The organism is Paenibacillus sp. FSL R10-2788 (genome assembly GCF_038003885.1).
Taxonomy (GTDB): domain Bacteria; phylum Bacillota; class Bacilli; order Paenibacillales; family Paenibacillaceae; genus Paenibacillus_AQ; species Paenibacillus_AQ odorifer.
The window spans coordinates 768,574-792,794 of sequence record NZ_JBBOQA010000001.1; the positions used below are offsets into that span (position 1 = coordinate 768,574).

Consider the following 24,221-nt stretch of genomic DNA (forward strand, 5'->3'; position numbering starts at 1 on the left):
GTAACACATTTCAAGGAAACCCAGCGCACCTTAATCCAGTCCATCGCAAAGTAACCTAGTACAAACTAACCCAACCCAACCCAACCCAACCCAACCCAACCCAACCCAACCCAACCCAACCCAACCCAACCCAACCCAACCCAACCCTATTCTCTTTCTCCCTGCTTTTCTGCCGTCCATGAGCATCGCTATATTCACAGTATCCTGCCCGGAACTTTACATGTACGATGCAAGGATTGCATCCCAATCCCACAAATCACTACCAGCCCAAAGTAAAACATATGTTACTTACGTTAAATGAACGCGAGGCGATGGACTCAATCTTTTGCGAAAAAAAGGTCAGTTTTGCTTACGATCGAAGGGTTGTTTACCATCCCCAAAGGAGCACTTTTTCACCAACTAATTAGTAAAAATAGCGATAGTAATTCACAGCTATGAATTCATCTCACTCATAAACCCGATACCGACAGAAGAGAATAAGGATAGCTCGCTCCCAGCGCAACTAACCCTACACAAATAAATCGAGCATTAACGAACGACGAAGCACCAAATGTTTCTTAGTCTAGCTTAAGAGGTGCTGCTGGTTATGTTTTTTGCTTTTTGGAAGACTTGTCTTCTTGCTGTACAATAGAGGCGTGGAAGAAGATGAAGCGGAGGAACATTTATGATACGTACACTTGTTGTCACACATAAAGGTGAGGTGCTGACAGAGATCCCTCTGCAAAATATCCGGCTGGAGGATTATGCTTGGATATGGGCAGATTTTGCTACGCCTACGCCAGAAGAGACGCTTTTGCTGGATCAATATTTTCATTTTCACCCCTTGGCGATAGAAGATTGTATGCATGTATTGCAGCGGCCGAAGCTGGATCATTATGAGAATGTGCAGTTTTTTGTGCTGCATGCGCTGAATGAGCGGACGTTGGATGCTGAGGAGGTTGACCTATTTTTAAGCTCGAACTTTCTTGTCTCCTATCACCATCAGGAAAAAGCAGAGATGAATGAAGCGTGGGAACAAGTGAAGAGCGAAATACATAGTCGAAAAGGCTGGTCGGGTGGGCCGATGGCAGCTGCCTATACGGTGATGGACAAGCTGGTGGACAAGTATTTTCCATGTCTCTACAGTTTAGAGGACGAGCTTGCGGATCTGGAAAGTAGCGGCAGCAGTGAGTCGGTGGAGGAATTGATGAGACAGGTGTTTGGCGTGCGCGGAAGACTCCTCAAAATGCGGCGGACGATTGTGCCGATGCGCGACTTGATGTACCGGATCGTGAATTCACAGCATGTCCAGAGCAACGGCGAGGAACGGATTTATTTTGGCGACATTTATGACCATCTGCTAAAACTCTCCGATATGATTGAGGCTGATCGGGAAATGACCGCGGATTTGCGTGACAGCTACATTTCACTCAATTCCAACCGGATGAATTCGATTATGAAAACACTAACGGTAATCACCACCGTATTCATGCCGCTGACGCTTATCGCCGGGATCTACGGAATGAACTTTGTGAAGATGCCTGAACTAGAGTGGAAGTATGGTTATTTTGGTGTGCTGCTGTTTATGCTGGTGGTTGGTTTTGGGATGTTCCGATGGTTCCGACGGAGTGGCTGGTTTAAGTAAAAATAGAGCAGAAGCGCCAACAGCAAATCTCTTTTCTGCGAGAATTGCTGTTTTTCTGATACATAGCTAGAAAACGTCACCGCTATTTGCGGCGACGTTTTCCGGTGGAAGAAGTAGAGCGCCGGCGAGTAGTTGTAGTAGATTTGCGACGGGGTGAGGTGGAACGCTTTTTTTTGCGGCGATTAGGACTGTACAGGGCGGCATCCTCTTCGGCGGCTAGTGCGCCTGCTGCGCCTTTGTTTTTACCGAAGCTACCCATGAACAGCTTAACCATTGGAGCCATCTGCTGGAAGCCGGACATCACCTTTTGTACTTTACCCATAGAGTTTACGATCCCGTCAATGCCGCCCATACGATCGATGATACCTTTGATTTGCTCCATATTTCCACCAATTCCGCCACCGCCGCCTAAGCCGCTGAGCAGTCCGGCAAGCCCGCCGCTTGCCTTTGTTGCAGCTTCAGCTGCAGGGAGCGCTAGTGCAGTTTCGGTGGCAGCTTCTGCTCCTAAAGCAGGAAGGATTCCGGTCTCACCTGGGAGAGCTGAGGGCGCATATGAACTGAGGCCGGGGTAGGCAGAGGCATTATACGAATCGCTCAGTGAACGCTGATTCCGGCGGGAATGATTATAGTAATGATCAGGCATAATATCACATTCCTTTGTTAGTGGTCTGCTATACTGTATGTCATGGGCGAACATACGGTATAGACGAATGCCCGGGTAATAGGGATAGGAGCGGAAAAGGGCGTATGCCTATAAACAGGCTAAAGTAGTGAAGAAACCGTGTACGAGCTTGATTTTCGGCGCTTTTGTAGTACTATAGTGTAGGCGATAATTCTTATGTAGAGAAAAATACTTGTATTGGGGTACATAAATGGTGTGCGCGTGGGGTGGACGTTTGTCCATCATTTTCGTTCTTTACAGCGTGAAATCGTTAATGCTTGAAAAATGCGCTCCAGTGCAATATAGTAAAGGCAGGATAGTGACATTAGGTTGATGTTTCCGGAGCTAGTTTTGTACGGAGCTTAATCAGAGAAACTAATGCTGATAGAACTTTTAGGGGATGAAAAATTGATGCAACTTAAGAAGTTAAATGATAAAAGTATAGACCAATTATTTGAAGCCATTTTAACATTAAAGAATATGGAAGAATGTTATGTTTTCTTTGATGATTTGTGCACCGTGAACGAGATTCAATCGCTGTCGCAACGACTGGAAGTAGCGCGTATGCTTGGCAAAGGCTCGACCTACAATCAGATCGAAGCAGAGACAGGAGCAAGTACAGCTACTATTTCCCGTGTAAAACGTTGCCTGAACTACGGAAATGATGGTTATAAATTAACGCTGGAACGTTTGGGACGCTAATTTATGGTACCGGGCGTACTTATTATCAGTCACGGCTCCCGCGACGAGGTTTGGGTGTCGATCGTGGAAGAGGCCGTAAGCGAATTATCGCTAGATGAAGAGATGCCAGTGGTGGTCTCTTTTTTAGAGCTGGTAGAGGGCCGTCTGATTCAAGATGGAATAAATGAACTGGAACATGCAGGGGTCACAGATATAATTGTGATCCCATTGTTCGTTTCCTCGGGAAGCACACATGTCGATGAAATAGAATATGCACTAGGGGCTAAACCTGCACCTGAACGTGAGACCGATTTAGAGCCGTTCCACGTGAAGGCTAAGGTTCACTATGGTTATCCTGTCGACGATGACCCGGACATCGCTCTGATGATCTGGGACAAGCTTCGTAAGCTGTCTACGGAACCTGAACGTGAGACGATTCTGTTGGTAGGTCACGGCAGCATCTATGAGGGCTTCCGCCAGCGTTGGCAGCAGGGCATCTCTTCACTGGCAGGACGTGTACGTGAGGTGAGCGGCGTAGCGGCGGCCGATTACGGTCTGCTGAATCCGGACAGTGTAAGAAGCAAAGTGGAGTATTGGCAGGAGCAGGGTCACGAGGTATTGGTGGCGCCGCTTTTTTTGAGTGAAGGTTATTTCACAAAACATGTGGTTCCGAACAGACTTAAAGGGTTAACCTATAAGTATTCTGGCCAGACGCTTTTGCCGCACCCGCTTCTTCCGCATTGGATTGAGAGACAGGTAGAGACACTCCTCGAACAGATTCGAAAAAAGAGTTAAAAAGCTTCCTTTTTAGCCCACTTAATCATGAAAAATAGTGCCCATTTCCGTGGATAATACGGGATTTGCTGCATAGACATATATATAGTTGTTTTTGCCTAATAAGGTGTCGTGAATTGTTGTATAATGGAATATTTACGATAAATGTCCTCTGACATTGATTGTAGTGGTCCGAATTAGGTATAATCAATTAGGTTATTCTATTATAAAAAACAGGTGGCGTTCCGGTAATGAAAACTGCGAGATTGATTTATAATCCCACTTCTGGACGGGAAGAAATGAAGAAGCGGCTCGCCGACATTTTGGACCGGCTGGATACGGGTGGCATTGAAGCCTCCTGCCATGCAACGACCGGAGAAGGCGATGCTATGTTAGCTGCTGCGGATGCAGTAGAGCGCGGTTATGATCTAATCATAGCAGCCGGTGGGGATGGCACTTTAAATGAGGTTATCAATGGTATGGCGGAGAAACCTAATCTCCCCCCGCTTGGCGTATTGCCGCTTGGGACTACCAATGATTTTGCACGTGCGATGGGGATCCCGAAGAATTGGGAAGATTCCGTTGATTTGATCCTTCGTCAAGAGTCGCGTCCGATTGATATCGGTAAAGCCAATGATCGTTATTTCATTAATATAGCAGGCGGTGGCAGTCTAACCGAACTGACCTATGAAGTTCCCAGTAAGCTGAAGACCATGATAGGGCAGCTTGCGTACTATTTAAAAGGTATTGAAAAAATGGTCAGCCTATCTCCTCAGGAACTAATCATTCGAGCCAATGGGCAGGAGGTTATTCATGATGAGTTCATGCTGTTCCTGATTGCAAATACGAATTCTGTCGGCGGCTTTGAAAAGCTTGCTCCCGGCGCTCGAATCGATGACGGTCTGTTAGATGTTATTGCGGTCAAAAAATGCAACCTGGCAGAGTTTGTCCGTTTGGTTAGATTGGCCCTTCGTGGCGAGCATTTACAGGATAAAAAGGTTGTGTATTTCCGTACGGATGCAATGGATGTAATCTCTCCAGGGCATGTCCAATTGAACTTGGATGGAGAACTTGGCGGAGAACTGCCGGGCCGTTTTCGGATTTTGCCGCAGCATCTGCGGATTTTTGCTCAGAATAATTAGGGTTGATTGAAAGTAAGAGTGTGGGATTATACAGCGATGATAATGAAAGAAGTGAACTATAAATAATGAGTAAACACCGCAGTGGACGCAGCACCAGCCGCCCAGCCGGCAAGGCGCCTGTCGCCGGACTGCCTGTGAATAAAAATGATGAGGTTATGCTCGATATTATCGGCATGACCCATGAAGGTGAAGGGGTAGGCCGCGTAGAAGGCTTTACCCTTTTTGTGCAGGGAGCCCTTCCCGGAGAGAAAGTCCGGGCAAGGGTGCTCAAGACCAAAAAGCAGTATGGCTACGCCAAACTGCTGAATATAGTAGAAGCAAGCAGCGCCCGCATCGCAGCGCCTTGCGAGATCTATGACCAATGCGGCGGCTGCCAGCTGCAGCATATGGACTATACTGCTCAGCTGGCGTGGAAACGGCAGCTGGTGGTGGACAACCTGGAGCGGATTGGGAAGCTTCGGGTGGCTGGTGGCGGGAACAGCGGAAAGAGCAAAGAGAATGAAGCTGTTGAGAGTCAGATAGATAGTGCTAACGATGGTGGCATCGTGGATGGTACGACTGATGGCGCTGGAGTAGCTCAGACAGATGGCATTCTTGTTCGCCCTACACTCGGCATGGACGAGCCTTGGCGTTACCGCAATAAGGCACAGGTGCCAATTGGGGTTACAGAAGGCGGTCTTGTGGGCGGCTTCTACGCACGCGGAAGTCACCGTATCATCGATATGGAAACCTGCTTGATTCAGCATGAAGATAATGATGACGTTGTGCGCAAGGTGAAAGACATCGGCAGAGAACTTGGCATCTCTGCTTATAGTGAAGAAACCGGTCGTGGCCTGCTGCGCCATGTCGTCGTGAAGAAAGCTTTCCGCACCGGTGAAATGATGGTCGTCCTCGTAACCAACGGCCGCGACATCCCACACCTGGACGCCTGGCTCGGCAGCATCCGCGAACAGCTGCCGGATGTAGTCAGCATCTGCCAGAACGTCAACACTCAGCGCACGAATGTCATCTTCGGTGGCGAAACCCGCGTCCTGTGGGGCAGAGACGTCATCTATGACTACATCGGCGATGTACAGTTCGCTATCTCAGCGCGTTCGTTCTATCAAGTGAACCCGGCACAGACTGAGGTGTTGTACGGTAAAACCGTTGAATATGCCGGACTGACTGGCAATGAAACGGTTATTGATGCCTATTGCGGGATCGGTACGATCTCCCTCTTTTTGGCGCAGCATGCGGCTAAGGTATACGGTGTCGAAATTGTACCGGAAGCTATTGAGGATGCCCGGGCGAATGCGAAGTTGAATGAGATGAAGAATGTAGTGTTCGAGGTTGGTGCCTCTGAAGATGTCATTCCGAATTGGAAAGAGCAAGGGATTACGGCGGATGTTATCGTGGTCGATCCACCGCGTAAGGGTTGCGATCCGCGGTTGTTAGAGACGATTCTGGCTATGAAGCCGGAGCGTGTGGTGTATGTGTCGTGTAATCCATCGACATTAGCAAGGGACTTGCGGGTGCTCGAAGATGGCGGGTACAAGACAGTGGAGGTAACTCCGGTGGATATGTTCCCGCATACGAGTCATGTTGAAGCTGTTTGTTCTTTGATTTATAAGGGTTGTGAGTAAGTGAAGAGCATAGTTGGGGATGAAATGGTGAGTTTAGAGGTTGTTTGTCCTTGAAATTGAGTGAAGCCAGAAAAATTACCCAAGGACAATTGTGCAGAGCAATATATATTTTTGAAACATTATCAAAATATTAAACATAGGATTAGTTGTCTACAGTTAATATTGCTCTATATATTTATGAAGTTCTGGAGACAGACCCGCGTAAAATTGATGAATGGAAAGACCGTAGGTCATCTTTTTGATGTCCTGCGGTCTTTCTATTTCAAACAAATTATAGGTATCGACTTTTCTTATTTCCTCGGACTATAAGTCTCATGTATTAAAAATCGACATAGGACTATAACCAAAGACCTATGTAACTGATATTGATAATAGAGATATTTGGTTATAATTGGATTGGTTTCGTTTTGTGGATATTCGTTTGATTATTAATGGTCACGTGAGGTTGAAGTATAACGGAGTTTATAACAGTTAGCGAGTATAAAATAACTGCCTATACATTCATTTTGTATGAAATGATTAAACGAGAAGAAGTGGAAGATGAGGGGGGATTGACTGTGGGAAATATTCGGTCTTACTATAAATGCGAAGTTTGTGGCTATGTAACACTTGTACGTACCCAATATGGATGGCTTGATAGTCATCCTATAAGATATACATGCGGAAATTGTAAGATATTAATTAAAGGGATTGCCATCCTTGACCAACAAAATGCAGATTTTAGAATCGATATTGAAAATGCTTCGTTGGTTTCTCCTGAAAATGAAGCAGATTTTTATATCGAAACCTCGGGAGAGCTTTTAACTGAAAAGTTGCAACCCTATAATTCTGAAACTCATTGGTACATACCGCCTCCATTTTTTCGAGGGTTATGGGGAATGGGTGACCCAAGTGATCCACAGAGTGGTTATGAGAAATTTGATATATTCAAGAAAAATGTAATAAGCTTTCTTCATACAACAAAAAATGAGTGGCCAAGAATTAGAAGAATCAATGAACTATGGCATCATGAAAATCATGAATATCTAGTCCAAGAAGTTCGTAAGGTATTGCCAAAAAAACAATTCCCAATGAACAATAGACTTGAATATTTGCGAGGGGTTCATTTTATTACAAAATTCTTCTTACAGCCAGTTATTAGCTACGAGCATAACGAAACAATATTTAGAGAGTTAAAATCTCTTTTTGAGCAAAATCCTGCGAATATGATAGAGCTATCAAGATATTTTAAAGATCATTATAGAAGTTATGATAGACGAATACTGCGTATTATAGAGCACTTTACAGAAGTCTTTAAATTTCTAATTCCTGCATATGGACTTACATATTATCATGAAATATCTGAAGATCTAGTTGAAAAAAAGGGTATGACAACTGCAGCATTTGAAGATATAAAAGAGTTCTATATAGATACGTATGAATTTGTTGCAGAGATTGTACCAATTATTATTGGCTATAACAATTTAAAGTATCGCGACGACTTTAAAAAGATGTCTGACACAAAGCCTAAGTATGAGTTTGATAAATTTCTTGAAGCACATAAAGGAAAAAAGGTCGAGTATATTGATGGGACCGAGGTGTTCGACAGTTTGATTGTTGATGGTTCCATTGATAATAAAATTCGAAATGCAATTGGACACAACACTTACGAGTTCGATGGGATTAGTCAATTGATTAAATATGACCCTGTTGGTAAGAATAAGCCATCTGACATTCGTGAAATGTATTTAGTTCAATTTGCAGGTAAATGTTTGTCTATTTTTCAGACTGTAGTTCATATTTGGGAGTTGCTTTACCAAACTGAAAAGCATTTATATGTGAGTCAAGGTATGAAATCAGTTAATCCAGCTGTATTTAGTATGAATCATCTTGAGCAAAAAGCAATAAAGGAGAAAGTACGGAGTAAAAAGAAAAGCGAGAAGAGAATGAAGAAATTGATTAAAAAGCAGAAAAGAAAGAAGTGAATACTGTAAAGACATATTGTTCTTTGAAGATCGCTACATCTAGGGTTCTACTGGTTATTAAATTAATAGATGATATTTCAAATTGTGAGGAGGTATGTCATGAAAATTAATGTCTTTTATTCATGGCAGTCAGATTTACCAAACAAAAAAAATCGCGGATTAATAAATGATTGCATAAAAAACGCTTTAAATTCAATTTGTGCTAGCCATAAACATATTACTGAAATTCATTTGGAAAGTGACAGTCGGAATGAGATTGGCACCCCAGATTTGGCCTCTACGATTTTTAGTAAAATAGATGTATGTGATATTTTTATTGCAGATATAAGTATAATTAATTCTAATACCACTAATCGGCTAACACCAAATCCAAATGTTTTGATTGAGTTGGGATATGCCTCTAAATCTATTGGCTGGACAAATATTCTCTGCATTTATAATACTGAATTTGGAGAAGTTGAAAAGCTCCCGTTTGATATTAGACATAGGAAACCAGTCTGTTATAATACTGCGGAAGATAACACTTATGTAAAGAAGCAATTAATCAAGTCTTTAGAGTTAGCAATTTCAGAAATCATAGAAAAACGTATTTTAGATAAAAAAGAATTTCTTCAAACTAAAAGACAAGTTGATTTAGGGTTACAAGCTATTTTAATTGATTTTTGTAAACTACTATATAAAGAACAGAACGGCGCTGAAAAATATAATTATGTAAGGCTACTACATAGCACCCATCAGGATATTAGAGGAATAATTGACAAAGAGACTTTCATGGGATTCGAATTGTTTAAAAATATATTCCTGAACATTAGCGAATTTACTGAGTTTTTTAAAGACGAAATTGAAACGTTTTTTCTGTCAAGTAATGAAAAGAGACTAATAGCTAAAACAATCTATGCGCTAAGGGCATACAAAGAAATTATGCTAAATGAAAAAATGTTGAAATTTGAAAAATTAGTTACCTGTCATAAAGTTGTTTCTGGAAAAAGCTTAAACCCCAGTAATGCTCCTAATTCATACCTTCTAATTAAAGAAATAAATCAAGAAAAAGGAATTGTGGTCAGCAGCGGAAACTTTGAAAATATTGATACAAAGATTTTATTAAACATGTATACAATTAGTGAAGAAATGAAACTAACATTTGTGCATTGTGTACATGATATAATAACGCTAACGAATGATTGGATCAGAGATACTGGAAACTATTTCATATATAACTTAAAGGCAATTGAGGGAATCGAAAGATGATAGCTTTTACTATAATTTCGAAGCTGCATCAAAGGTTATTCATAACATATGATTTAATTTCTCATTTGTATTGAATAAGGCCAGTGAATTTAGCAATGCTGGTGATCCACATTGTAGTTTTATTTATACTTCTGATGAATTAATTCAACTTATAAATACTTGAGATGTTTTTGAAGAAAAAGTTAATTCGATTCGATTAAAAAAGCTGTATCAAGATTAAAAATCCTGGAATTTATTGAGAAAGGATAACAGACAGATGGATTATGACTTGAAATTATACAAAACCTTTTTTGTACTATCCATTAAACCCGATGTATATTCCAATTTGATCTTAGATAGTTCGCGACATCACGTGTTGGAAGAAGAAAAAAAGAAAATTATAATATCACATAAAATGATAGAAGAGGATATTCTTCAATTCAAAATTCTATGGGAAACTACAAAAGAAATCAAAACAGAAACGCTAAATATTTATGGGGAAATTGACACAAATGTGAAAGAAATTAAAGAAGTTAATCAGTCATTGGTATGGTTATATAAAAATGATTATGATTTTCCGTTTGTTTTTGTTTTTACACAGAAAAGTAGCTCTTTAAGAGACATACAACGTATTCTTTTGAGTTACTTAGGAATCATTACTAGCAATATATCTTTCACGAACGAATTCTTCCAGAGTATTATTAAATCTAACATCATCAACAAAGTTCAATCGGCTTCTTATCAATCCAATAAAACCAATCTATCTTCGTTTACTATTTCAGGAAATAATATTAGTTTAAGTGATATTTTTGATAATGCGAATAAAGAAAATAATAATATTACTGAGATTACTCTGATTATCAAGAATTTGAATAAAGTGAAAATCTATAAAAATTCTAAGATAACTATATATAATTCGCCTTCCATATATGATGTGCTTGATACAATATCGGAATTGAAATATTTGTTATTAGAGGGGAGATATTCCCTTGAATAGGTTTTATGATATTCTTTCTAAGAATTCTTTATTTGTATTTCTTTCAGGGCTGGCTTCTCTTATATCCTTAGGAGTTTCGATTATAAATGATAAATTTGTACTTTGGGCGATATTATCGCTGTGTTTTTTTGTGTTAATCATATTGATAAACTTGGTCCGTCAAAACTCAAAAATGCTTAGAAGATTAGATGAGTTAAATTATCATATTTTTAATCAGAACGTTGATTTAGAGTATAATGAAGAAAGTGAAAAGTACATTTCTGAATCACCTATTACTATTGTAATGACCTCATTTTTAACACAAGAAGCCGCCAGCAGAAAACCAACAGTAACAATTGAAATAAATTATCCGTCTCAACTGAGCGTGGATTATAACTTTTCAAATGAGTATATAATAAAAGAAGAGAGCAACTCAAATAATACAAAATTCAAGGTATTCTTAAAATCAGAAGCAATAATTATAACAATTCGTTCTTTAAGTTTAAGCAAAGAGAGAGAAAGTGAGTTCTTACAATCAAGTAAAAAAATAAATATTACATTTGAGAGTGAACTTTTTTCTGAAACTAAGTTAGAAAGTCTACCTGTGTTTTTAGGGTAAATATAAGAAATAGAATTTTTTTCCTAAGGGACAATGGCTTTCATAATACTGTTATTACTGGGGACAAATTGGGGACGAAATTCAGCATAAAGCTACATATCGCTGCTGTGGATAGCCTAAACACCGATTCGAAGAATGCAGTAACTGCAAGGGGTTGCGGGTCTTAGCATGAAGCACCGTAGCGGGATATAATCCCGCATACGGTGCATGTGGAGTCGGTGGCGTTGTTGGTGAGGAACCCTTGCCAATTAGACCCTAAATAATTGGGCGATTTTAATTCCACTAACGGAGAACGATAAAAGAGCAGCGAGTTAGACGAGCACCCTAGACTCCACCATAAAAAACCGCCCTGTTCGCAATGTTGCTAACAGGGCGGTTTGCTATGTCATAGAGGGCAGCTTGAAAGTTAGCAGTCAACCGGCACTCTACAAGTTATCTTGCACGTTTTTAAGTCTACCTTATTAATAGAGCAGTTACACAAAAAATAAGATTACTCTGCTACAACTTGTTTGCCTGCAATCCGGCCGAATGTGAAGATATCAGCGATGGCATTACCGCCAAGACGGTTTGCACCATGAATGACCCCTGTTACTTCACCTGCAGCGAACAACCCAGGGATGACTTCGCCTTTTTCATTCAATACGCGAGTCTTCTCGTCGATCACCAAGCCGCCCATTGTATGGTGAACGGAGGGTACAGCTTTTTCGATGTAGTAAGGGCCTTTTTCAAGAGATTTCAATCCACCGCGATGTTTGAAATCAAGGTCATTACCTGTTTTCGCATAATCATTTACTTTATTAATCGTTTCTTTCAAAGTGTTCACGTCGATTTTGAAGAAATCAGCTGCCTCCTCAATCGTATCGGCTTTAAAGAGCAAGCCTTGTTTAACGAGTTGATCGTATTCGTCTTGATGAACTTCTATCGTTTTACCGATATCCTCAATACCTTGGTTCCATAATTGATACGTATATCCGCCCGTTTGGGCAAGAATTGCTTTAGAAATAACGTCTCGACGTTCTAATTCCTCAACGAAGCGCTTGCCTTCTTGGTTAATCAGGATCGCACCATCGAAGCGGGAATCTGCAACCAGGGAAATAACACCTGTCTCAGGATTACAGATTGGATACGTTTGAATACTCTCCATGTTTGTCAGTTTGGCGCCAATCGTTTCTGCCATAACGATACCGTCACCTGTAGATCCTGGTGTATCGGTAGACATATATTTTTCATCCATTTTAGGGTTATACTTTTTACGCATCTCTACATTGGATCCAAAACCACCGGTAGCGATGATGACGCCTTTGTTCGCATGGAATGTGATCTTGTCGCCAGTACCCGAAGTCGCAGTTACACCTGTTATTTTGCCGCTTTCGTCCTTCAGCAAGGTTTCGGCTTTCATATTCGTTTTGATCGTGATTTGATCAGCGTCTGTTTTGGCTTTTAACTTAGTAATCAATTCAACACCTGTATGACCTACAGGAATCAACGCACGTTTTCTGGAATGGCCTCCAAATTGGAACAGATGATCAGGTAAGAACTCTACCTTGATATCATCGCGCAGCCATTCGGCAGATGCTAGAGCATTGTCGGCAAGAATACGAACCATCTTTGGATCCCCGAGGTTGTCTCCGCCTTTCATCGTATCATCATAGAACAAGTCAGCCGTGTCATCAGTGATGCCAAGAGCACGTTCAACCCAGTTGTCCGGCGCATTCATCTCACCACCGGAAATCAATGTGTTGCCGCCAACAGCTGGCATTTTCTCGAGCAGAACTACATTAGCTCCAGCGCTCTTCGCTTCGATAGCCGCACTAAAGCCAGCACCCCCGGCACCGATGACGACAACATCATAGGTTTGCTCGACTTCTTCTTTGTCTTTGCTTCCACTGACTGCAGCGCCAGCGACAAGGGTAAGTCCAGACTTCGTAATTGCATCTTGAATGGCTTCGAGATATCCTTTGCTTGTAACTGTAGATCCGCTAATGGCATCAACTTTTGCGCTGTTAGTTGCCATGACATCTTGCTTGAGCTGCGTATAAACAGGTTCTGCAAGTACTTCATTTTCCTTATGCTCTGTCACTTTAATGTCAGTGATCTTGTTATCTAATAAGGAGACTTGTACTTTAATATCGCCATGTTTACCTTGCCCAACTCCTTCAAAGACTTGAACTCCGTTTGCATCTGCAGCGGGTTCTGCATCTTTACCGCCGCAGGCAGCAAGCGTGAACATAAGACTGAGGACTAGTAGAATAGATAACAGCTTTTTCGTGTGAGTTCGCATAATATCTCCTTCATTCTGTTGTGAATTGGTTACATACACTAGGGAGAGGAAGATTTGCTAGGCAAATCCTTTATCTCTAGCCTAGACATGAATGTTATTTCATGTGAAAATATGCACAAGACCTATTATAGATTTAGTACAGCATTATGTATTTGCACAGATTAGTGTTTTTTTGTCTTTTTCGGGCATGTAAGAGACGGATATTGTGAAGGGCTATGATTACAATGAAATCAATTCACTTAAAAATCACGTTAATCGCAGGAGGCTGCTTCTTGCTGCTGTTCGTTGCATTGCTTGTAACAATATATTTGGAGATGAACCATACGGTTGTCCCTTTGAATAAGAACTTAACGCAGCAAGTGGTTACTGCACGCAGCGACCAGATTGATTATTGGTTTAATCAGCGCATTGGAGAGATAGACATGCTTGCTTCTCTAGCTTCGGACCATCAGTGGACACGAGATGAATTGCTGCAAGAGTTCGATAAGTTCGAGGCGAAGAAGCAAGTAGAGTACGAATCCATACGTGTGGTGGATATTCACGGAAATTCCTGGTCAGCAAGGGACAAGCCTTTTTCGATACTAAACCGACCCTACTATCGAAAACTGCTGAATTCAGATTCCAATTATGTGGTGAGCAATCCGATCGTATCCAAAGCGAATGCAGCCGAAATCGTCGTCATTCTTTATCGTGTTAATCCATCGGTGAATGATGAGGTAGCTTATATTGCCGCAGCCGTCTCCGTTAAGAAGATGAAGGAGATTGCTCAAGATGTAATGCTATATGACCAGTCAGGCCAGCTTATCGTCGATTGCAGAGAGCTGGGTGAAGAAGATGGAGCGGAGGATACAGCAGATAAGAAGAACATGAGTGTATTTGAGGCTCCAATTCAAAATGTGGAAGGCTGGAAGTTAGTACTCGAAGTACCGAATTCAAGTCTATCGTTAGCGGTGATCAAAACCCAGCGGACTGCATTGCTGGTAGGCGTTCTTATCGGTAGTGCGTTTATCGTCTTTCTGATGCTGCTTGCTTCTTCCATTATTCGTCCAATTCAGTCGCTTCGCCAGGTAATGGAAAATGTGCAGAACGGCAACCAAACCATACGAGCAGATGTTACGCGCTCGGATGAGATCGGCGATCTTGGACGAAGCTTCAATGACATGCTTGTTCAATTATACGCTGTGGAGCAGGACCGAAAGGAGATGGAACTCAGACTGATTCATGAGCAGATCAAGCCGCACTTTTTATACAACACATTGGATACGATCCAGTGGATGGCAACGGAACATGGAGCAGACAATGTGGTGGAGATGGTGGAAGCGCTTAGCGCGTATTTCCGATTAGGGCTTGGCACAGGCAGTCCATACATTCTGCTTGATCAGGAGTTGTACCATGTCGAGAGTTATCTTCATATTCAAGGTGTGCGATATGAGGAGATTCTGGACTACGAGCTTCGATATGATGAAAAGCTTGCTCAGTGCCAAGTCGTTCGCTTCATACTGCAGCCTTTGGTGGAAAATGCGATTTATCACGGGATTAAGCCACTTGGGGATCAAAAGTGCAAAATTTCGATTACAGCATATAAACAGGCCGATTATTTGGTCATTAAGGTTGAAAATAATGGGGTTATGATTCCGGAAGAGAAGCTTGAGCAGATAAATCAAGCCCTTCTTGATGATACATATGATCGTTCTGCCACAGGCTTTGGGCTATACAGTGTAAACCATCGCATTCGACTAGCTTACGGAGTGCCATATGGCCTTGCAGTGAAGAGCGAAGATGGCATTACCGTTATGGTCATTCGAATACCTTTGGACGGGGAGTGGAATGAAGATGTGGAAGATTGTCATCGTCGATGATGAAACGATCATTCGCAAAGGCTTGCGACAATATATTGAGGAGAGTCCGTATCTTTTTGAAGTTGCAGGAGAAGCGAAAAGTGCAAACGAAGCATTGAATATGGTGGAGGAAGCCCCACCACATGTATGTCTTGTGGACATCAACATGCCGAATATGAATGGGCTCGATCTGATGAACATATTGCGCGAACGCTGCCCGTCGGTTCTGGTTGTCATCATCAGCGGGTACGATAACTTTGAATATGCGCGTCAAGCCGTGCAACTGCAAGCATTCGATTATGTATTGAAACCTGTGCCGAAGAGTGATCTGAACAAGCTGCTTCATCGGATCGATGAGCATCTTCAGGTAAAATATCCTTTGCATTCACATGAAGACAGGGTGGATAAGGAGCGGGAGCTTCCCGGGTATACAGGGGATGGAACAGTGCTTATCCAAAAAGTGACCGAGTATATTGACAGTCATTATCAGGATCCGGAGCTGTCTATTACTCGAGTAGCAGCACTATTTCATATCAACCAAACCTATCTTAGTAAGCGTATGAAGCAAGAAATCGGTGCTTCATTCCTTGACTATGTCACCGAGCTTCGGATATCGAAGGCGAAGGAGATTCTGGATGACGTAATGCCGAATATCAAAATCGGGGATCTGGCCGTGAAGGTAGGGTATAAGAGCCAGTACTATTTTAGTCGTGTGTTTAAAAATAGAGTCGGCTCAAGCCCCTTAGAGTACAAAAAGCATCCGTTCGGTTATGGATAGGAGGGCCATTCTCGTCCCTCTGCAGCACGCCATAGATGCTATGCTCGGAGCCGCCTTCTATCAAAACGGTTGGATTTTAAACATGAGCGAGAAGATGAAGTTAAAGCATCCAATTGTGCAATATTTTTATGAACTAAGGCGTCAAGAGCAGATAAACTGTCAGGAAGTGTCTTAGGACTCCTCATATAAGTTTGTTCACACTGTCCACCCACGCATGTGGAGAGTGTCGCTCTACTGGTAAGGAAGGATACAGTGCTATGAGATCCTTATATTTATTGGACTTTACGGACAAGTATGAGAAAAAATGTTGTTAAAGAGATGGCATCATTGCCGTCTCTTTTTTGTGTGCGCCCAGCATGGGCGCTATCTATAGGGTTGAAGTCCCGAATGGCGAAGGCAGTAGTAGCCATTAGCTTAAGGCAAGGGTGTCCACCGCGAGGTGGAATCTGAAGGAAGCCAGCGGCAAATCTCCGGTCTGAGGAATACGAACTTCATACAAGGCTAACGTAGGCTGGATGAGGTTGCACAACAAACCAAAGTCCATACTGCCAAAGGCGTACGAGAGTAAATGAAGCAGATAGATGGAGAGGAAGATAGCGTTCTTACCTGGGGAGATCTGTGTGATAGGCGAGTATACTTCGTAACCCTACTTGTGAGAGTAGGCTGAGTGCACAGAAGTCAGCAGACGCCATAGTACGCAAGCTGTTGCAACAGCTGCGGAAGGGCTGAACATGGAATAGGATTTATACATCCAGGCGTTCAAGATGAGCGATGAATGCAGAAAAAAAAAATCCGAAAGGACCTGACTGAAGAAGGAAACGGTGAATCCCGTGGGGGTCTTCAGCAGGGCGGAGTTCATCTTTGGCACAAATGGAAGGTATAAATCACGTAAAGAGAGGTTAAAAAAAAATGTTGGAGCAACTGCTATCACGGGAAAATCTTCTGCAAGCCTTAAAGCGTGTTGAAGCGAATAAAGGAAGTCATGGCGTAGATGGGATGTCCGTAAAATCCTTACGAGAACACATCGTACAAAACTGGCAGACCTTGCGGCATGCCATAGAAGAAGGAACCTATGAACCGAGCCCCGTGCGCCGAGTCGAAATCCCGAAACCCGGTGGCGGAGGTGTTAGGTTACTAGGAATACCTACCGTGACAGATCGAATGATTCAACAAGCAATCGCGCAGGTGTTAACTCCATTGTTTGATCCAGAGTTTTCCGACCATAGCTATGGATTCCGTCCGAAAAGACGAGGGCATGATGCGGTGAGGAAAGCTCGAACCTTTATGAAAGAAGGCTATCGATTCGTAGTCGACCTAGACTTGGAGAAATTCTTTGATCGCGTCAACCATGACCGACTGATGATGAAGATTTCGGAGAAAGTGGAGGACAAGAAAGTTCTCCTGCTTATCCGCAAATATCTTCAGTCAGGTGTGATGGAGAACGGGTTAGTAACCCCGACAACGGAAGGTGCCCCGCAAGGCGGTCCACTGAGTCCGTTATTATCTAACATTGTCCTAGATGAGCTCGACAAAGAACTCGAGAAACGTGGGCACCGCTTCGTTCGTTATGCGGATGATTGCAATATTTACGTGAAAACGCTAAGAGCAGGAGAGAGAGTCAAGACAACGGTCACCCGATTCATCGAGACGAGGCTAAAGCTGAAGGTGAACCAAGTAAAGAGCGCGGTAGACCGTCCCTGGAAACGAAAGTTTCTAGGATTTAGTTTTAGTGTGGACAAAGAACCAAAGGTGAGAATTGCGAAGCAGTCCTTACAGAGAGTCAAGGTTCGAATACAGGAGATATCCTCTCGAAAGAGATCGATGAAGATGGAAGAGCGAATCAAGGAACTAAACCACTACCTCATGGGATGGTGCGGTTATTTCTCGCTGGCGGATACCCCAAGTACCTTTCGAGATATGGATAAATGGATACGAAGAAGGCTACGAATGTGCCTCTGGAAGCAGTGGAAGACCCCTAGAACCAAAGTCAAAAGACTTATATCCTTAGGGGTACCTAAGGATAAAGCCTATGAGTGGGGAAATACCCGAAAAGGGTATTGGCGAATTGCAGGGAGTCCAATTCTACAACATGCATTGAATAACCAATATTGGGAAGCCAATGGATTAAAGAGTGTATTGGACAGATACAACTCCTTACGGAATATTTCATGAACCGCCGTATATCGAACGGTACGTACGGTGGTGTGAGAGGTCGGGGGCTAGCCGCCCCCTCCTACTCGATTTCACTTTTTTAGTATTGCACTGACTCTGGTTCCCGCTACCGCATCCTAGGATCACAAGCATGAACGACTGCACGAAAATTAACGTTGATGCTTATGTTTAAGCCCTCTCTACTCTGCTAGGTGACGGGAATCATAGACGTACTTACGTGAGGTTGCTACGATGTTCCATGGAAATTAAGTGAAAGTGATCACAAGAAATTACAGAAGGAGTTATTTATCGTGAAAAGAATCGTAACCCTAAGCACCCGCAAACTGATGGATACCGCAAAACACGGCGGGTGCGGCGCATGCCAGACATCTTGCCAGTCCGCTTGTAAAACTTCCTGCGGCGTTGCAAACCAGAAGTGTGAAAATGCAATGAACAGATAGGATTCGGAATTTTACCGCCCATTGCTCTGCTGATGGGCGGCTATTTTTAAGAAATGGACGCTTCCTCTAAAGGATGGCAAAGCCGTTTCTACTAGTGTGCAAAAGGAGCTTGATTAGCAAGTATGATTCATCAATATAAACTAAATGGATACAATATCGTGCTCGACACTTACAGTGGCTCAGTACATGTTGTTGATGACCTAGCATATGAAATTATAGCGCTTTATGAGAAAACTTCTGTCGACCAAATCGTGACAATGATGTTAGAGAAATATAAGCATGATTCCAGCATTTCTGAGAGTGACATTCGAGAAACCATCGTGGATATCGAGGAGCTTATAAATGATGGACAGCTCTTTACAAAAGATGAGTATGAGAACCTCTCGCTTGATTTAAAAAAACGAAAAACTTATGTTAAGGCGCTCTGTCTTAATGTTGCGCATACCTGTAATCTATCCTGCGACTATTGCTTCGCCAGCCAAGGGAAATACAACGGAGATCGAGCGATCATGAGCTATGAGGTTGGACAAAAAGCTATCGATTACCTGCTTGAAAATTCGGGTCATCATCGCAACCTGGACATCGACTTTTTCGGTGGTGAGCCGCTTTTGGCCTGGAAAGTAGTTAAACAGATCGTAGTTTATGCAAGAAGCAAAGAACAAGAATACAAAAAGAAGTTCCGCTTCACCTTCACGACGAACGGGATGCTGCTGAACGATGAGGTCACCGAGTTTTTAAATCAGGAAATGTACAATGTCGTATTAAGCCTGGATGGAAGAAAAGAGGTTCATGACCGGCTTCGCCAAACGGTTAACGGAAAAGGCAGCTATGATCATATTCTTCCGAAGTTCCAGGAATTCGTTCGTAAGCGCGGAGACCAAGAGTACTATGTACGAGGAACTTACACTCGTAATAATGTCGATTTCACCAACGATATATTTCATATCGCAGACCTTGGTTTTGACAAAATTTCGATGGAACCGGTCATCTGTGATCCAAAGGAGCCCTATGCACTTACCGAGGAGGACCTGCCGGAGATATACAACCAGTACGAAATTCTCGCGAAGGAAATGATCGGTCGCGGTGAACAAGGCAAGGGTTTTACCTTTTATCACTACATGCTAGACCTCTCGGAAGGACCTTGCATCCAGAAGAGAATCACTGGCTGTGGGTCAGGAACCGAATATCTTGCCGTCACCCCTTGGGGAGAGCTTTTTCCTTGCCACCAGTTCGTAGGGGATGAAGAGTACAGCATGGGAAACCTCTGGGATGGCATCACAAAGCCAGAGCTGCAATGTCAATTCCAAGAGAGCAACTGCTACTCGAAGCCGGAATGCAAGGACTGCTGGGCTAAACTCTACTGCAGCGGCGGTTGTCCTGCCAATGCGCTGCACGCGACAGGTTCCCTGGTCGGAACCTATGACTTCAGCTGTGACGTCTTCCGCAAAAGAGTCGAATGTTCCATGATGGTGAAGGTTGATGAATCTATTAGAGCGATGGAAGGGCAATCTAGCTAGTTAACGTAACGGACGAATAAACTATAACCGAGAAATAGACACTTCAAAATAAGGTGTTATTTCTCGGTTTTTTTGTACGGAGAAGAAGGACTGTAAGACAAGAGAGACTATCAGTTTCTGCAAAGGGCAGATCACTGATTGTCTTTTAATTTGAATCTATAGAATGAATTCCACGCGATAGGTTGGTATATCGTTGTTCTAGCTATGTATTATTTGATGTCTACATAGCACGATGAATGACACCTGAAAGCGGACCGAAGGATAAAATCTGGGGGTCAGATATTGCCTCAGGCCTCCATTTTATTGGACGTCGTAGGTACGTGTCTATATCTGAATAATAAATCCCTTCAGGGATTTTGCATAAAAAATTTGCAGATCTATGTAGTATCTATTTAAATGAAAATAACGATCTATTCCAAAAACAGAGAGTTATCTCCCACTATCACTTCACTAACCTTCCCCCAACAACTCTCCAACAGAAACCTCCAATGCTTTCGCAATGGCAACCACCTCATAATCCTGCACAAGTCTATATTGACCTTCCAATCGCGATAAACTGGTTGGACTGATGTCTAAACCGAAGGTTTGCAACCTGGCAAGGAAATCCTTTTGCTTCATTCGCTTAGCTTTTCGAATAGCTACAACTCGGGTTCCAATGATATTTTTGTCACCCGGGGGCTCTTTGCGATGCCTCATTTTGGTGTCACCTCACAATTTAACCAAATTGTATGCGAGGTAAGTATTGTTTTAATGCGGATATCGAATTAAAATAAGATAAACCGATAAACGCATTAAAATTTCCATACATCGTCTACAGATATAGCTTTTCCCGGAAGGTGGGGGTGCAATGCAACATCTGATGTGCAAATATGAGGAGGAAAAGCGCAAGCTGAATGAACTCGGACAGCAATCACTGGAGCAGGGAATTCCGTTAAGCAGCAATGAAGCGGTTCAGGCCCAGAGTCGTAAGGTTGACGAACTGATTAATCGGATGTACCAAGAAAAAAACGGACATGCAGCGTCATTTCGTTTGAGTTTCTATCTTGGAGGGGATATGTTGAGCTTTCCTGCATGGTTTTTACAGACGATTCAAGGTCGAGTGGATGAGGTGACCGCACTGATTGAACATCAATCCGAGCCTAGGCATGTTTTTGAAGAAGAGCGCAAAGCTTTTCAAACGTTGTTTGACTCCATGGACATTGCACGTATGCCAGAGTTTGAGCATTGGGAGGATAAGCTTCAATCGAAGCAAGCTGTTCTTTATGAACGTCTATATCTTCAAGGACTAAAGGATGGCATGCAGCTTGCAAATGCCTTTACTGCCCCTTCAGTTCTCTCGGACTAAGACATGTCCTGCGGGTAGCGGAGAAGCACATAGGTATCGGAACCAAAGGGGATATATGCATATCTTATCTTCGGACTGTCAATGCGACAGTCTTTTTTTCTATATATATATTTGGAATTTTTGTTTTTTTAGATGCTGTTCATCTAAAAAGAGGGCAGACCTTCATTCATGATTTGAATAAAGGGATATCTTCCCATATTGTCGAATAACCATACATATTGTAAATCTATATCAGACGAGGTTTTGCTATGTTTAAAGCGCTATTGTCTCTCTTTAAAAAATCCGACACTAAGCCACCACAGGCAGTGCGTAAGGCACAAACTCCCAAGTCGAAACCGAAGGTTGCTTCCACACGAATTGGAGAGTTAGGTGAGCATAAAATCAATATTCAACTCGACCAGTTACCTAAGGAGTGTAAATCGTTAAGCGATCTAATGCTCCCTAATCCCAAGTCTCGAACAGGTTACACCCAGATTGATCATATCGTTATTTCCCCGTATTGCTTATTTGTCATTGAGACGAAAAACTACAATGGGAAAATTAAAGGTGGGCGAACGGATCAACAATGGTCAGTGAGCAACCGTTACAAGATGTATAATCCGCTGAAGCAAAACTATGGACATATCAAGGCCATCGAGAGCCTGATACAAGGTATAGCTGCAGTGAAATTTATCTCTATGATTTCATTCACTATGAGATGTCGATTCAGTATTGATCCGGATCTTCGGAAAATCCACTCGGACGAACTGGTTGTCTATGATGTGGAACTAAGTGAGTTTATCTCTAGGAAGTTGATTAGTTTAAAAACGGGAACCCCTGAACCTCCTATTTCTGCGGCGCAGGTCCAAACTATATATGATCGTTTGGCTCAGGCTAATGTTACCGATTCCGAGATTCGCAAACTTCATGTACAGAGAATAAAGGGAGGTCCACTATGAAAAGTATGTGGCTTGTTCGAGCAGGAGAAAGGGCATATCTTATTAATGAATTTAAAGATAAGCAAGCTGTAGCGATTGGTTGGGCTCCATTGGGAGATATCGGTGGGGTAAATACACTGCAAGAGATGAAGAGGCTTTTGAAGGTACGGTATCCTGGATATAAAGAGGGTAAGATCAATATTACTGCTGGTCAGATTTTTCGTTTTGTAAGTGAATTTAAAATAGACGACCAAGTAATCACATATAATCCTGAAGAGCGACTCTATTACATAGGAAGAATCAAGTCGAATTATGAATTTAAGCCAAATTATATTACGGATAAGCCTCATATTCGCAGAATAGATTGGGAGGGGACTGTATCTAGAGATGTTTTGACGGCAAGCGCCCGGAATACGCTTGGTTCCATAATGACTATTATATCTATCCCGAATGATGTTCAGAAGGAATTGCTCAAACAAATGGTAATCGGACAGACCGATGGTAATCAACCAAGTCAACCCATAGAGTCTGTGCAAGCTGAGACGGAGGAAGAAGCCGAAGAATTAGAGCTAATTAAGGAAGACGTCATTGAGAAGTCCAATGAATTTATCAAAGATAAGATTGCTAAGTTAGACTGGGAGCAAATGCAGGAACTTGTTGCGGGCATCCTTAGAGGAATGGGCTACAAGACACGAATATCACCCAAAGGGCCGGACCGGGGAAGAGATATTTTTGCATCCCCAGATGGTCTAGGGCTTGAAGAACCCAGAATTATAGTGGAAGTAAAGCACCGTTCTGGCAGTATGGGATCTAATCAAATACGTAGTTTTACCGGAGGATTAAGAGTAGGAGATCGGGGGATTTATGTATCTAGTGGTGGATTCACAAAGGAAGCAAAATATGAAGCGGAAAGATCGAATATTCCTTTATCGTTAATAGACTTGGATCTGCTCGCGGAGTTAGTAACACAATACTATGATCAATTTGATTCAGAGACACGGACATTAATACCGTTAAGAAAAATATATTGGCCGTTATAAATTTGAATGTTTTTCTATATAGACATTCTTTTGAAGAAGAGCAAGGCCTTCTAAGCGTTATTTGTCTCCATGGATATTGCACGTAAGCCAGAGTTTGAAAATTGGGAGGATAAAGTTTCTTTAAAGCAATCTGTTGTTTATGAACTTTTATATCTACAGGGACTTAAGGATGGCATGCAGCTTGCTAATGCATTTGCTCCTTCTGTTCTCTCGGATTAAGACGGAATTACAAGGTATACGTTAACTATATGTTGGGGCTGTCCATGCGACAGTCCTTTTTCTTATATGCATGATTGGAAGGAATACATTCCCATATTGTCGAATTACCAAATATATTGTAAATCCAGATGACTACGTATTGCTTATTTGTCATTGAAAGACGAAAAACTACAATGGAGAAATTAAAGGTAAGCGGACGGATCAACAATGGTTAGTGGGTAACCGTTACAAGATGTATAATCCACTAAAGCAAAACTATGGCTATATTAAGGCCTCAATTACAGGTTGAATCGATCTATGACCAACTGAGCCAAGCAAATATTACAGACTCAAAGATTCGCAAACTTCATGTAAAAAAATATGACTACTAGAAATCGTTAACTA

At 42.3% G+C, this 24,221-nt stretch carries 22 protein-coding genes; 19 read left to right on the forward strand and 3 right to left on the reverse strand.

Features of this window, described 5'->3' with window-relative positions:
• Positions 1 to 664 precede the first annotated feature (664 nt).
• On the forward strand, positions 665 to 1,624 hold the full coding sequence (gene corA, locus NSQ50_RS03390) for a magnesium/cobalt transporter CorA (protein WP_076225041.1): 960 nt from the start codon (positions 665 to 667) through the stop codon (positions 1,622 to 1,624).
• 82 nt (positions 1,625 to 1,706) lie between these two features.
• Here the strand turns inward: corA and NSQ50_RS03395 are convergent, their stop codons facing one another.
• Positions 1,707 to 2,267, reverse strand: coding sequence for a hypothetical protein (locus tag NSQ50_RS03395; RefSeq protein WP_038568686.1), 561 nt, complete (start codon positions 2,265 to 2,267; stop codon positions 1,707 to 1,709).
• Between the two features lie 429 nt (positions 2,268 to 2,696).
• On the opposite strand from NSQ50_RS03395, the gene NSQ50_RS03400 reads away from it, so the two are divergent.
• From NSQ50_RS03400 to NSQ50_RS03435, 8 genes are all read left to right on the forward strand, one after another.
• Positions 2,697 to 2,987 (forward strand): YerC/YecD family TrpR-related protein, encoded by a 291-nt coding sequence (locus tag NSQ50_RS03400; protein WP_019913624.1) that lies wholly within the window; start codon positions 2,697 to 2,699, stop codon positions 2,985 to 2,987.
• 3 nt (positions 2,988 to 2,990) lie between these two features.
• Positions 2,991 to 3,761, forward strand: a complete 771-nt coding sequence (locus NSQ50_RS03405; protein ID WP_076225040.1) for a sirohydrochlorin chelatase — start codon at positions 2,991 to 2,993, stop codon at positions 3,759 to 3,761.
• Positions 3,762 to 3,991: 230 nt separating this feature from the next.
• On the forward strand, positions 3,992 to 4,882 hold the full coding sequence (locus NSQ50_RS03410) for a diacylglycerol kinase (RefSeq protein WP_036680719.1): 891 nt from the start codon (positions 3,992 to 3,994) through the stop codon (positions 4,880 to 4,882).
• Positions 4,883 to 4,947: 65 nt separating this feature from the next.
• A complete protein-coding gene (rlmD, locus tag NSQ50_RS03415; RefSeq protein WP_340949268.1) occupies positions 4,948 to 6,504 on the forward strand; it encodes a 23S rRNA (uracil(1939)-C(5))-methyltransferase RlmD in 1,557 nt (518 codons plus the stop codon).
• Between the two features lie 515 nt (positions 6,505 to 7,019).
• Positions 7,020 to 8,468 carry a hypothetical protein gene (locus tag NSQ50_RS03420; protein ID WP_340949269.1) on the forward strand — a complete coding sequence of 483 codons (1,449 nt, stop codon included), beginning with the start codon at positions 7,020 to 7,022 and terminating at the stop codon, positions 8,466 to 8,468.
• 99 nt (positions 8,469 to 8,567) lie between these two features.
• The gene (locus NSQ50_RS03425) at positions 8,568 to 9,716 is read left to right on the forward strand and encodes a hypothetical protein (protein WP_076224979.1); all 1,149 of its coding nucleotides are present in this window, start codon (positions 8,568 to 8,570) and stop codon (positions 9,714 to 9,716) included.
• Positions 9,717 to 10,068: 352 nt separating this feature from the next.
• Positions 10,069 to 10,692 carry a hypothetical protein gene (locus tag NSQ50_RS03430; RefSeq protein WP_340949270.1) on the forward strand — a complete coding sequence of 208 codons (624 nt, stop codon included), beginning with the start codon at positions 10,069 to 10,071 and terminating at the stop codon, positions 10,690 to 10,692.
• Positions 10,685 to 11,290, forward strand: coding sequence for a hypothetical protein (locus tag NSQ50_RS03435; protein ID WP_076224977.1), 606 nt, complete (start codon positions 10,685 to 10,687; stop codon positions 11,288 to 11,290). Before NSQ50_RS03430 ends, NSQ50_RS03435 begins: the two co-directional genes overlap by 8 nt.
• Positions 11,291 to 11,780: 490 nt before the next feature.
• Here NSQ50_RS03435 and NSQ50_RS03440 read toward each other — a convergent pair whose 3' ends face one another.
• Positions 11,781 to 13,571: a flavocytochrome c gene (locus NSQ50_RS03440; RefSeq protein WP_076142561.1), complete on the reverse strand. Its 1,791-nt coding sequence runs from the start codon at positions 13,569 to 13,571 to the stop codon at positions 11,781 to 11,783.
• Positions 13,572 to 13,843: 272 nt separating this feature from the next.
• Here NSQ50_RS03440 and NSQ50_RS03445 point away from each other — a divergent pair, with 272 nt between their 5' ends.
• The 5 genes from NSQ50_RS03445 to scfB all read left to right on the forward strand — a co-directional run bounded on the left by NSQ50_RS03445 (position 13,844) and on the right by scfB (position 20,316).
• Positions 13,844 to 15,430 carry a histidine kinase gene (locus tag NSQ50_RS03445; protein WP_076224976.1) on the forward strand — a complete coding sequence of 529 codons (1,587 nt, stop codon included), beginning with the start codon at positions 13,844 to 13,846 and terminating at the stop codon, positions 15,428 to 15,430.
• Positions 15,405 to 16,187 carry a response regulator transcription factor gene (locus NSQ50_RS03450; protein ID WP_076128491.1) on the forward strand — a complete coding sequence of 261 codons (783 nt, stop codon included), beginning with the start codon at positions 15,405 to 15,407 and terminating at the stop codon, positions 16,185 to 16,187. The genes NSQ50_RS03445 and NSQ50_RS03450 overlap by 26 nt, the downstream gene beginning before the upstream one ends.
• A 909-nt stretch (positions 16,188 to 17,096) precedes the next feature.
• Positions 17,097 to 18,359, forward strand: a complete 1,263-nt coding sequence (ltrA, locus tag NSQ50_RS03455) for a group II intron reverse transcriptase/maturase (RefSeq protein WP_036681916.1) — start codon at positions 17,097 to 17,099, stop codon at positions 18,357 to 18,359.
• 290 nt (positions 18,360 to 18,649) lie between these two features.
• Positions 18,650 to 18,799, forward strand: a complete 150-nt coding sequence (scfA, locus tag NSQ50_RS03460; RefSeq protein ID WP_076098734.1) for a six-cysteine ranthipeptide SCIFF — start codon at positions 18,650 to 18,652, stop codon at positions 18,797 to 18,799.
• Between the two features lie 122 nt (positions 18,800 to 18,921).
• A complete protein-coding gene (scfB, locus tag NSQ50_RS03465; protein WP_076224372.1) occupies positions 18,922 to 20,316 on the forward strand; it encodes a thioether cross-link-forming SCIFF peptide maturase in 1,395 nt (464 codons plus the stop codon).
• Positions 20,317 to 20,766: 450 nt separating this feature from the next.
• On the opposite strand, the gene NSQ50_RS03470 is transcribed toward scfB, so the two are convergent.
• Positions 20,767 to 21,012 carry a helix-turn-helix domain-containing protein gene (locus NSQ50_RS03470; protein ID WP_036684794.1) on the reverse strand — a complete coding sequence of 82 codons (246 nt, stop codon included), beginning with the start codon at positions 21,010 to 21,012 and terminating at the stop codon, positions 20,767 to 20,769.
• A gap of 151 nt (positions 21,013 to 21,163) precedes the next feature.
• Here NSQ50_RS03470 and NSQ50_RS03475 point away from each other — a divergent pair, with 151 nt between their 5' ends.
• The 5 genes from NSQ50_RS03475 to NSQ50_RS03495 all read left to right on the forward strand — a co-directional run bounded on the left by NSQ50_RS03475 (position 21,164) and on the right by NSQ50_RS03495 (position 24,126).
• Positions 21,164 to 21,661: a hypothetical protein gene (locus tag NSQ50_RS03475; RefSeq protein ID WP_076098732.1), complete on the forward strand. Its 498-nt coding sequence runs from the start codon at positions 21,164 to 21,166 to the stop codon at positions 21,659 to 21,661.
• Positions 21,662 to 21,909: 248 nt separating this feature from the next.
• Positions 21,910 to 22,599 (forward strand): nuclease-related domain-containing protein, encoded by a 690-nt coding sequence (locus NSQ50_RS03480; RefSeq protein ID WP_076098731.1) that lies wholly within the window; start codon positions 21,910 to 21,912, stop codon positions 22,597 to 22,599.
• Complete coding sequence (locus tag NSQ50_RS03485; RefSeq protein WP_076098730.1) at positions 22,596 to 23,618, forward strand: restriction endonuclease; 1,023 nt, start codon at positions 22,596 to 22,598, stop codon at positions 23,616 to 23,618. Before NSQ50_RS03480 ends, NSQ50_RS03485 begins: the two co-directional genes overlap by 4 nt.
• A 69-nt stretch (positions 23,619 to 23,687) precedes the next feature.
• The gene (locus tag NSQ50_RS03490) at positions 23,688 to 23,837 is read left to right on the forward strand and encodes a hypothetical protein (protein WP_176462595.1); all 150 of its coding nucleotides are present in this window, start codon (positions 23,688 to 23,690) and stop codon (positions 23,835 to 23,837) included.
• Between the two features lie 181 nt (positions 23,838 to 24,018).
• Positions 24,019 to 24,126: an NERD domain-containing protein gene (locus tag NSQ50_RS03495; protein ID WP_081382388.1), complete on the forward strand. Its 108-nt coding sequence runs from the start codon at positions 24,019 to 24,021 to the stop codon at positions 24,124 to 24,126.
• Positions 24,127 to 24,221 lie beyond the last annotated feature (95 nt).

Bases quoted from the DNA above. Each gene is read 5' to 3' on its own strand.
- corA (WP_076225041.1), top strand. From the start codon at position 665: ATGATACGTACACTTGTTGTCACACATAAAGGTGAGGTGCTGACAGAG.
- NSQ50_RS03395 (WP_038568686.1), bottom strand. From the start codon at position 2,267: ATGCCTGATCATTACTATAATCATTCCCGCCGGAATCAGCGTTCACTG.
- NSQ50_RS03400 (WP_019913624.1), top strand. From the start codon at position 2,697: ATGCAACTTAAGAAGTTAAATGATAAAAGTATAGACCAATTATTTGAA.
- NSQ50_RS03405 (WP_076225040.1), top strand. From the start codon at position 2,991: ATGGTACCGGGCGTACTTATTATCAGTCACGGCTCCCGCGACGAGGTT.
- NSQ50_RS03410 (WP_036680719.1), top strand. From the start codon at position 3,992: ATGAAAACTGCGAGATTGATTTATAATCCCACTTCTGGACGGGAAGAA.
- rlmD (WP_340949268.1), top strand. From the start codon at position 4,948: ATGAGTAAACACCGCAGTGGACGCAGCACCAGCCGCCCAGCCGGCAAG.
- NSQ50_RS03420 (WP_340949269.1), top strand. From the start codon at position 7,020: ATGATTAAACGAGAAGAAGTGGAAGATGAGGGGGGATTGACTGTGGGA.
- NSQ50_RS03425 (WP_076224979.1), top strand. From the start codon at position 8,568: ATGAAAATTAATGTCTTTTATTCATGGCAGTCAGATTTACCAAACAAA.
- NSQ50_RS03440 (WP_076142561.1), bottom strand. From the start codon at position 13,571: ATGCGAACTCACACGAAAAAGCTGTTATCTATTCTACTAGTCCTCAGT.
- NSQ50_RS03450 (WP_076128491.1), top strand. From the start codon at position 15,405: ATGTGGAAGATTGTCATCGTCGATGATGAAACGATCATTCGCAAAGGC.
- ltrA (WP_036681916.1), top strand. From the start codon at position 17,097: ATGTTGGAGCAACTGCTATCACGGGAAAATCTTCTGCAAGCCTTAAAG.
- scfB (WP_076224372.1), top strand. From the start codon at position 18,922: ATGATTCATCAATATAAACTAAATGGATACAATATCGTGCTCGACACT.
- NSQ50_RS03470 (WP_036684794.1), bottom strand. From the start codon at position 21,012: ATGAGGCATCGCAAAGAGCCCCCGGGTGACAAAAATATCATTGGAACC.
- NSQ50_RS03475 (WP_076098732.1), top strand. From the start codon at position 21,164: ATGCAACATCTGATGTGCAAATATGAGGAGGAAAAGCGCAAGCTGAAT.
- NSQ50_RS03480 (WP_076098731.1), top strand. From the start codon at position 21,910: ATGTTTAAAGCGCTATTGTCTCTCTTTAAAAAATCCGACACTAAGCCA.
- NSQ50_RS03485 (WP_076098730.1), top strand. From the start codon at position 22,596: ATGAAAAGTATGTGGCTTGTTCGAGCAGGAGAAAGGGCATATCTTATT.
- NSQ50_RS03490 (WP_176462595.1), top strand. From the start codon at position 23,688: ATGGATATTGCACGTAAGCCAGAGTTTGAAAATTGGGAGGATAAAGTT.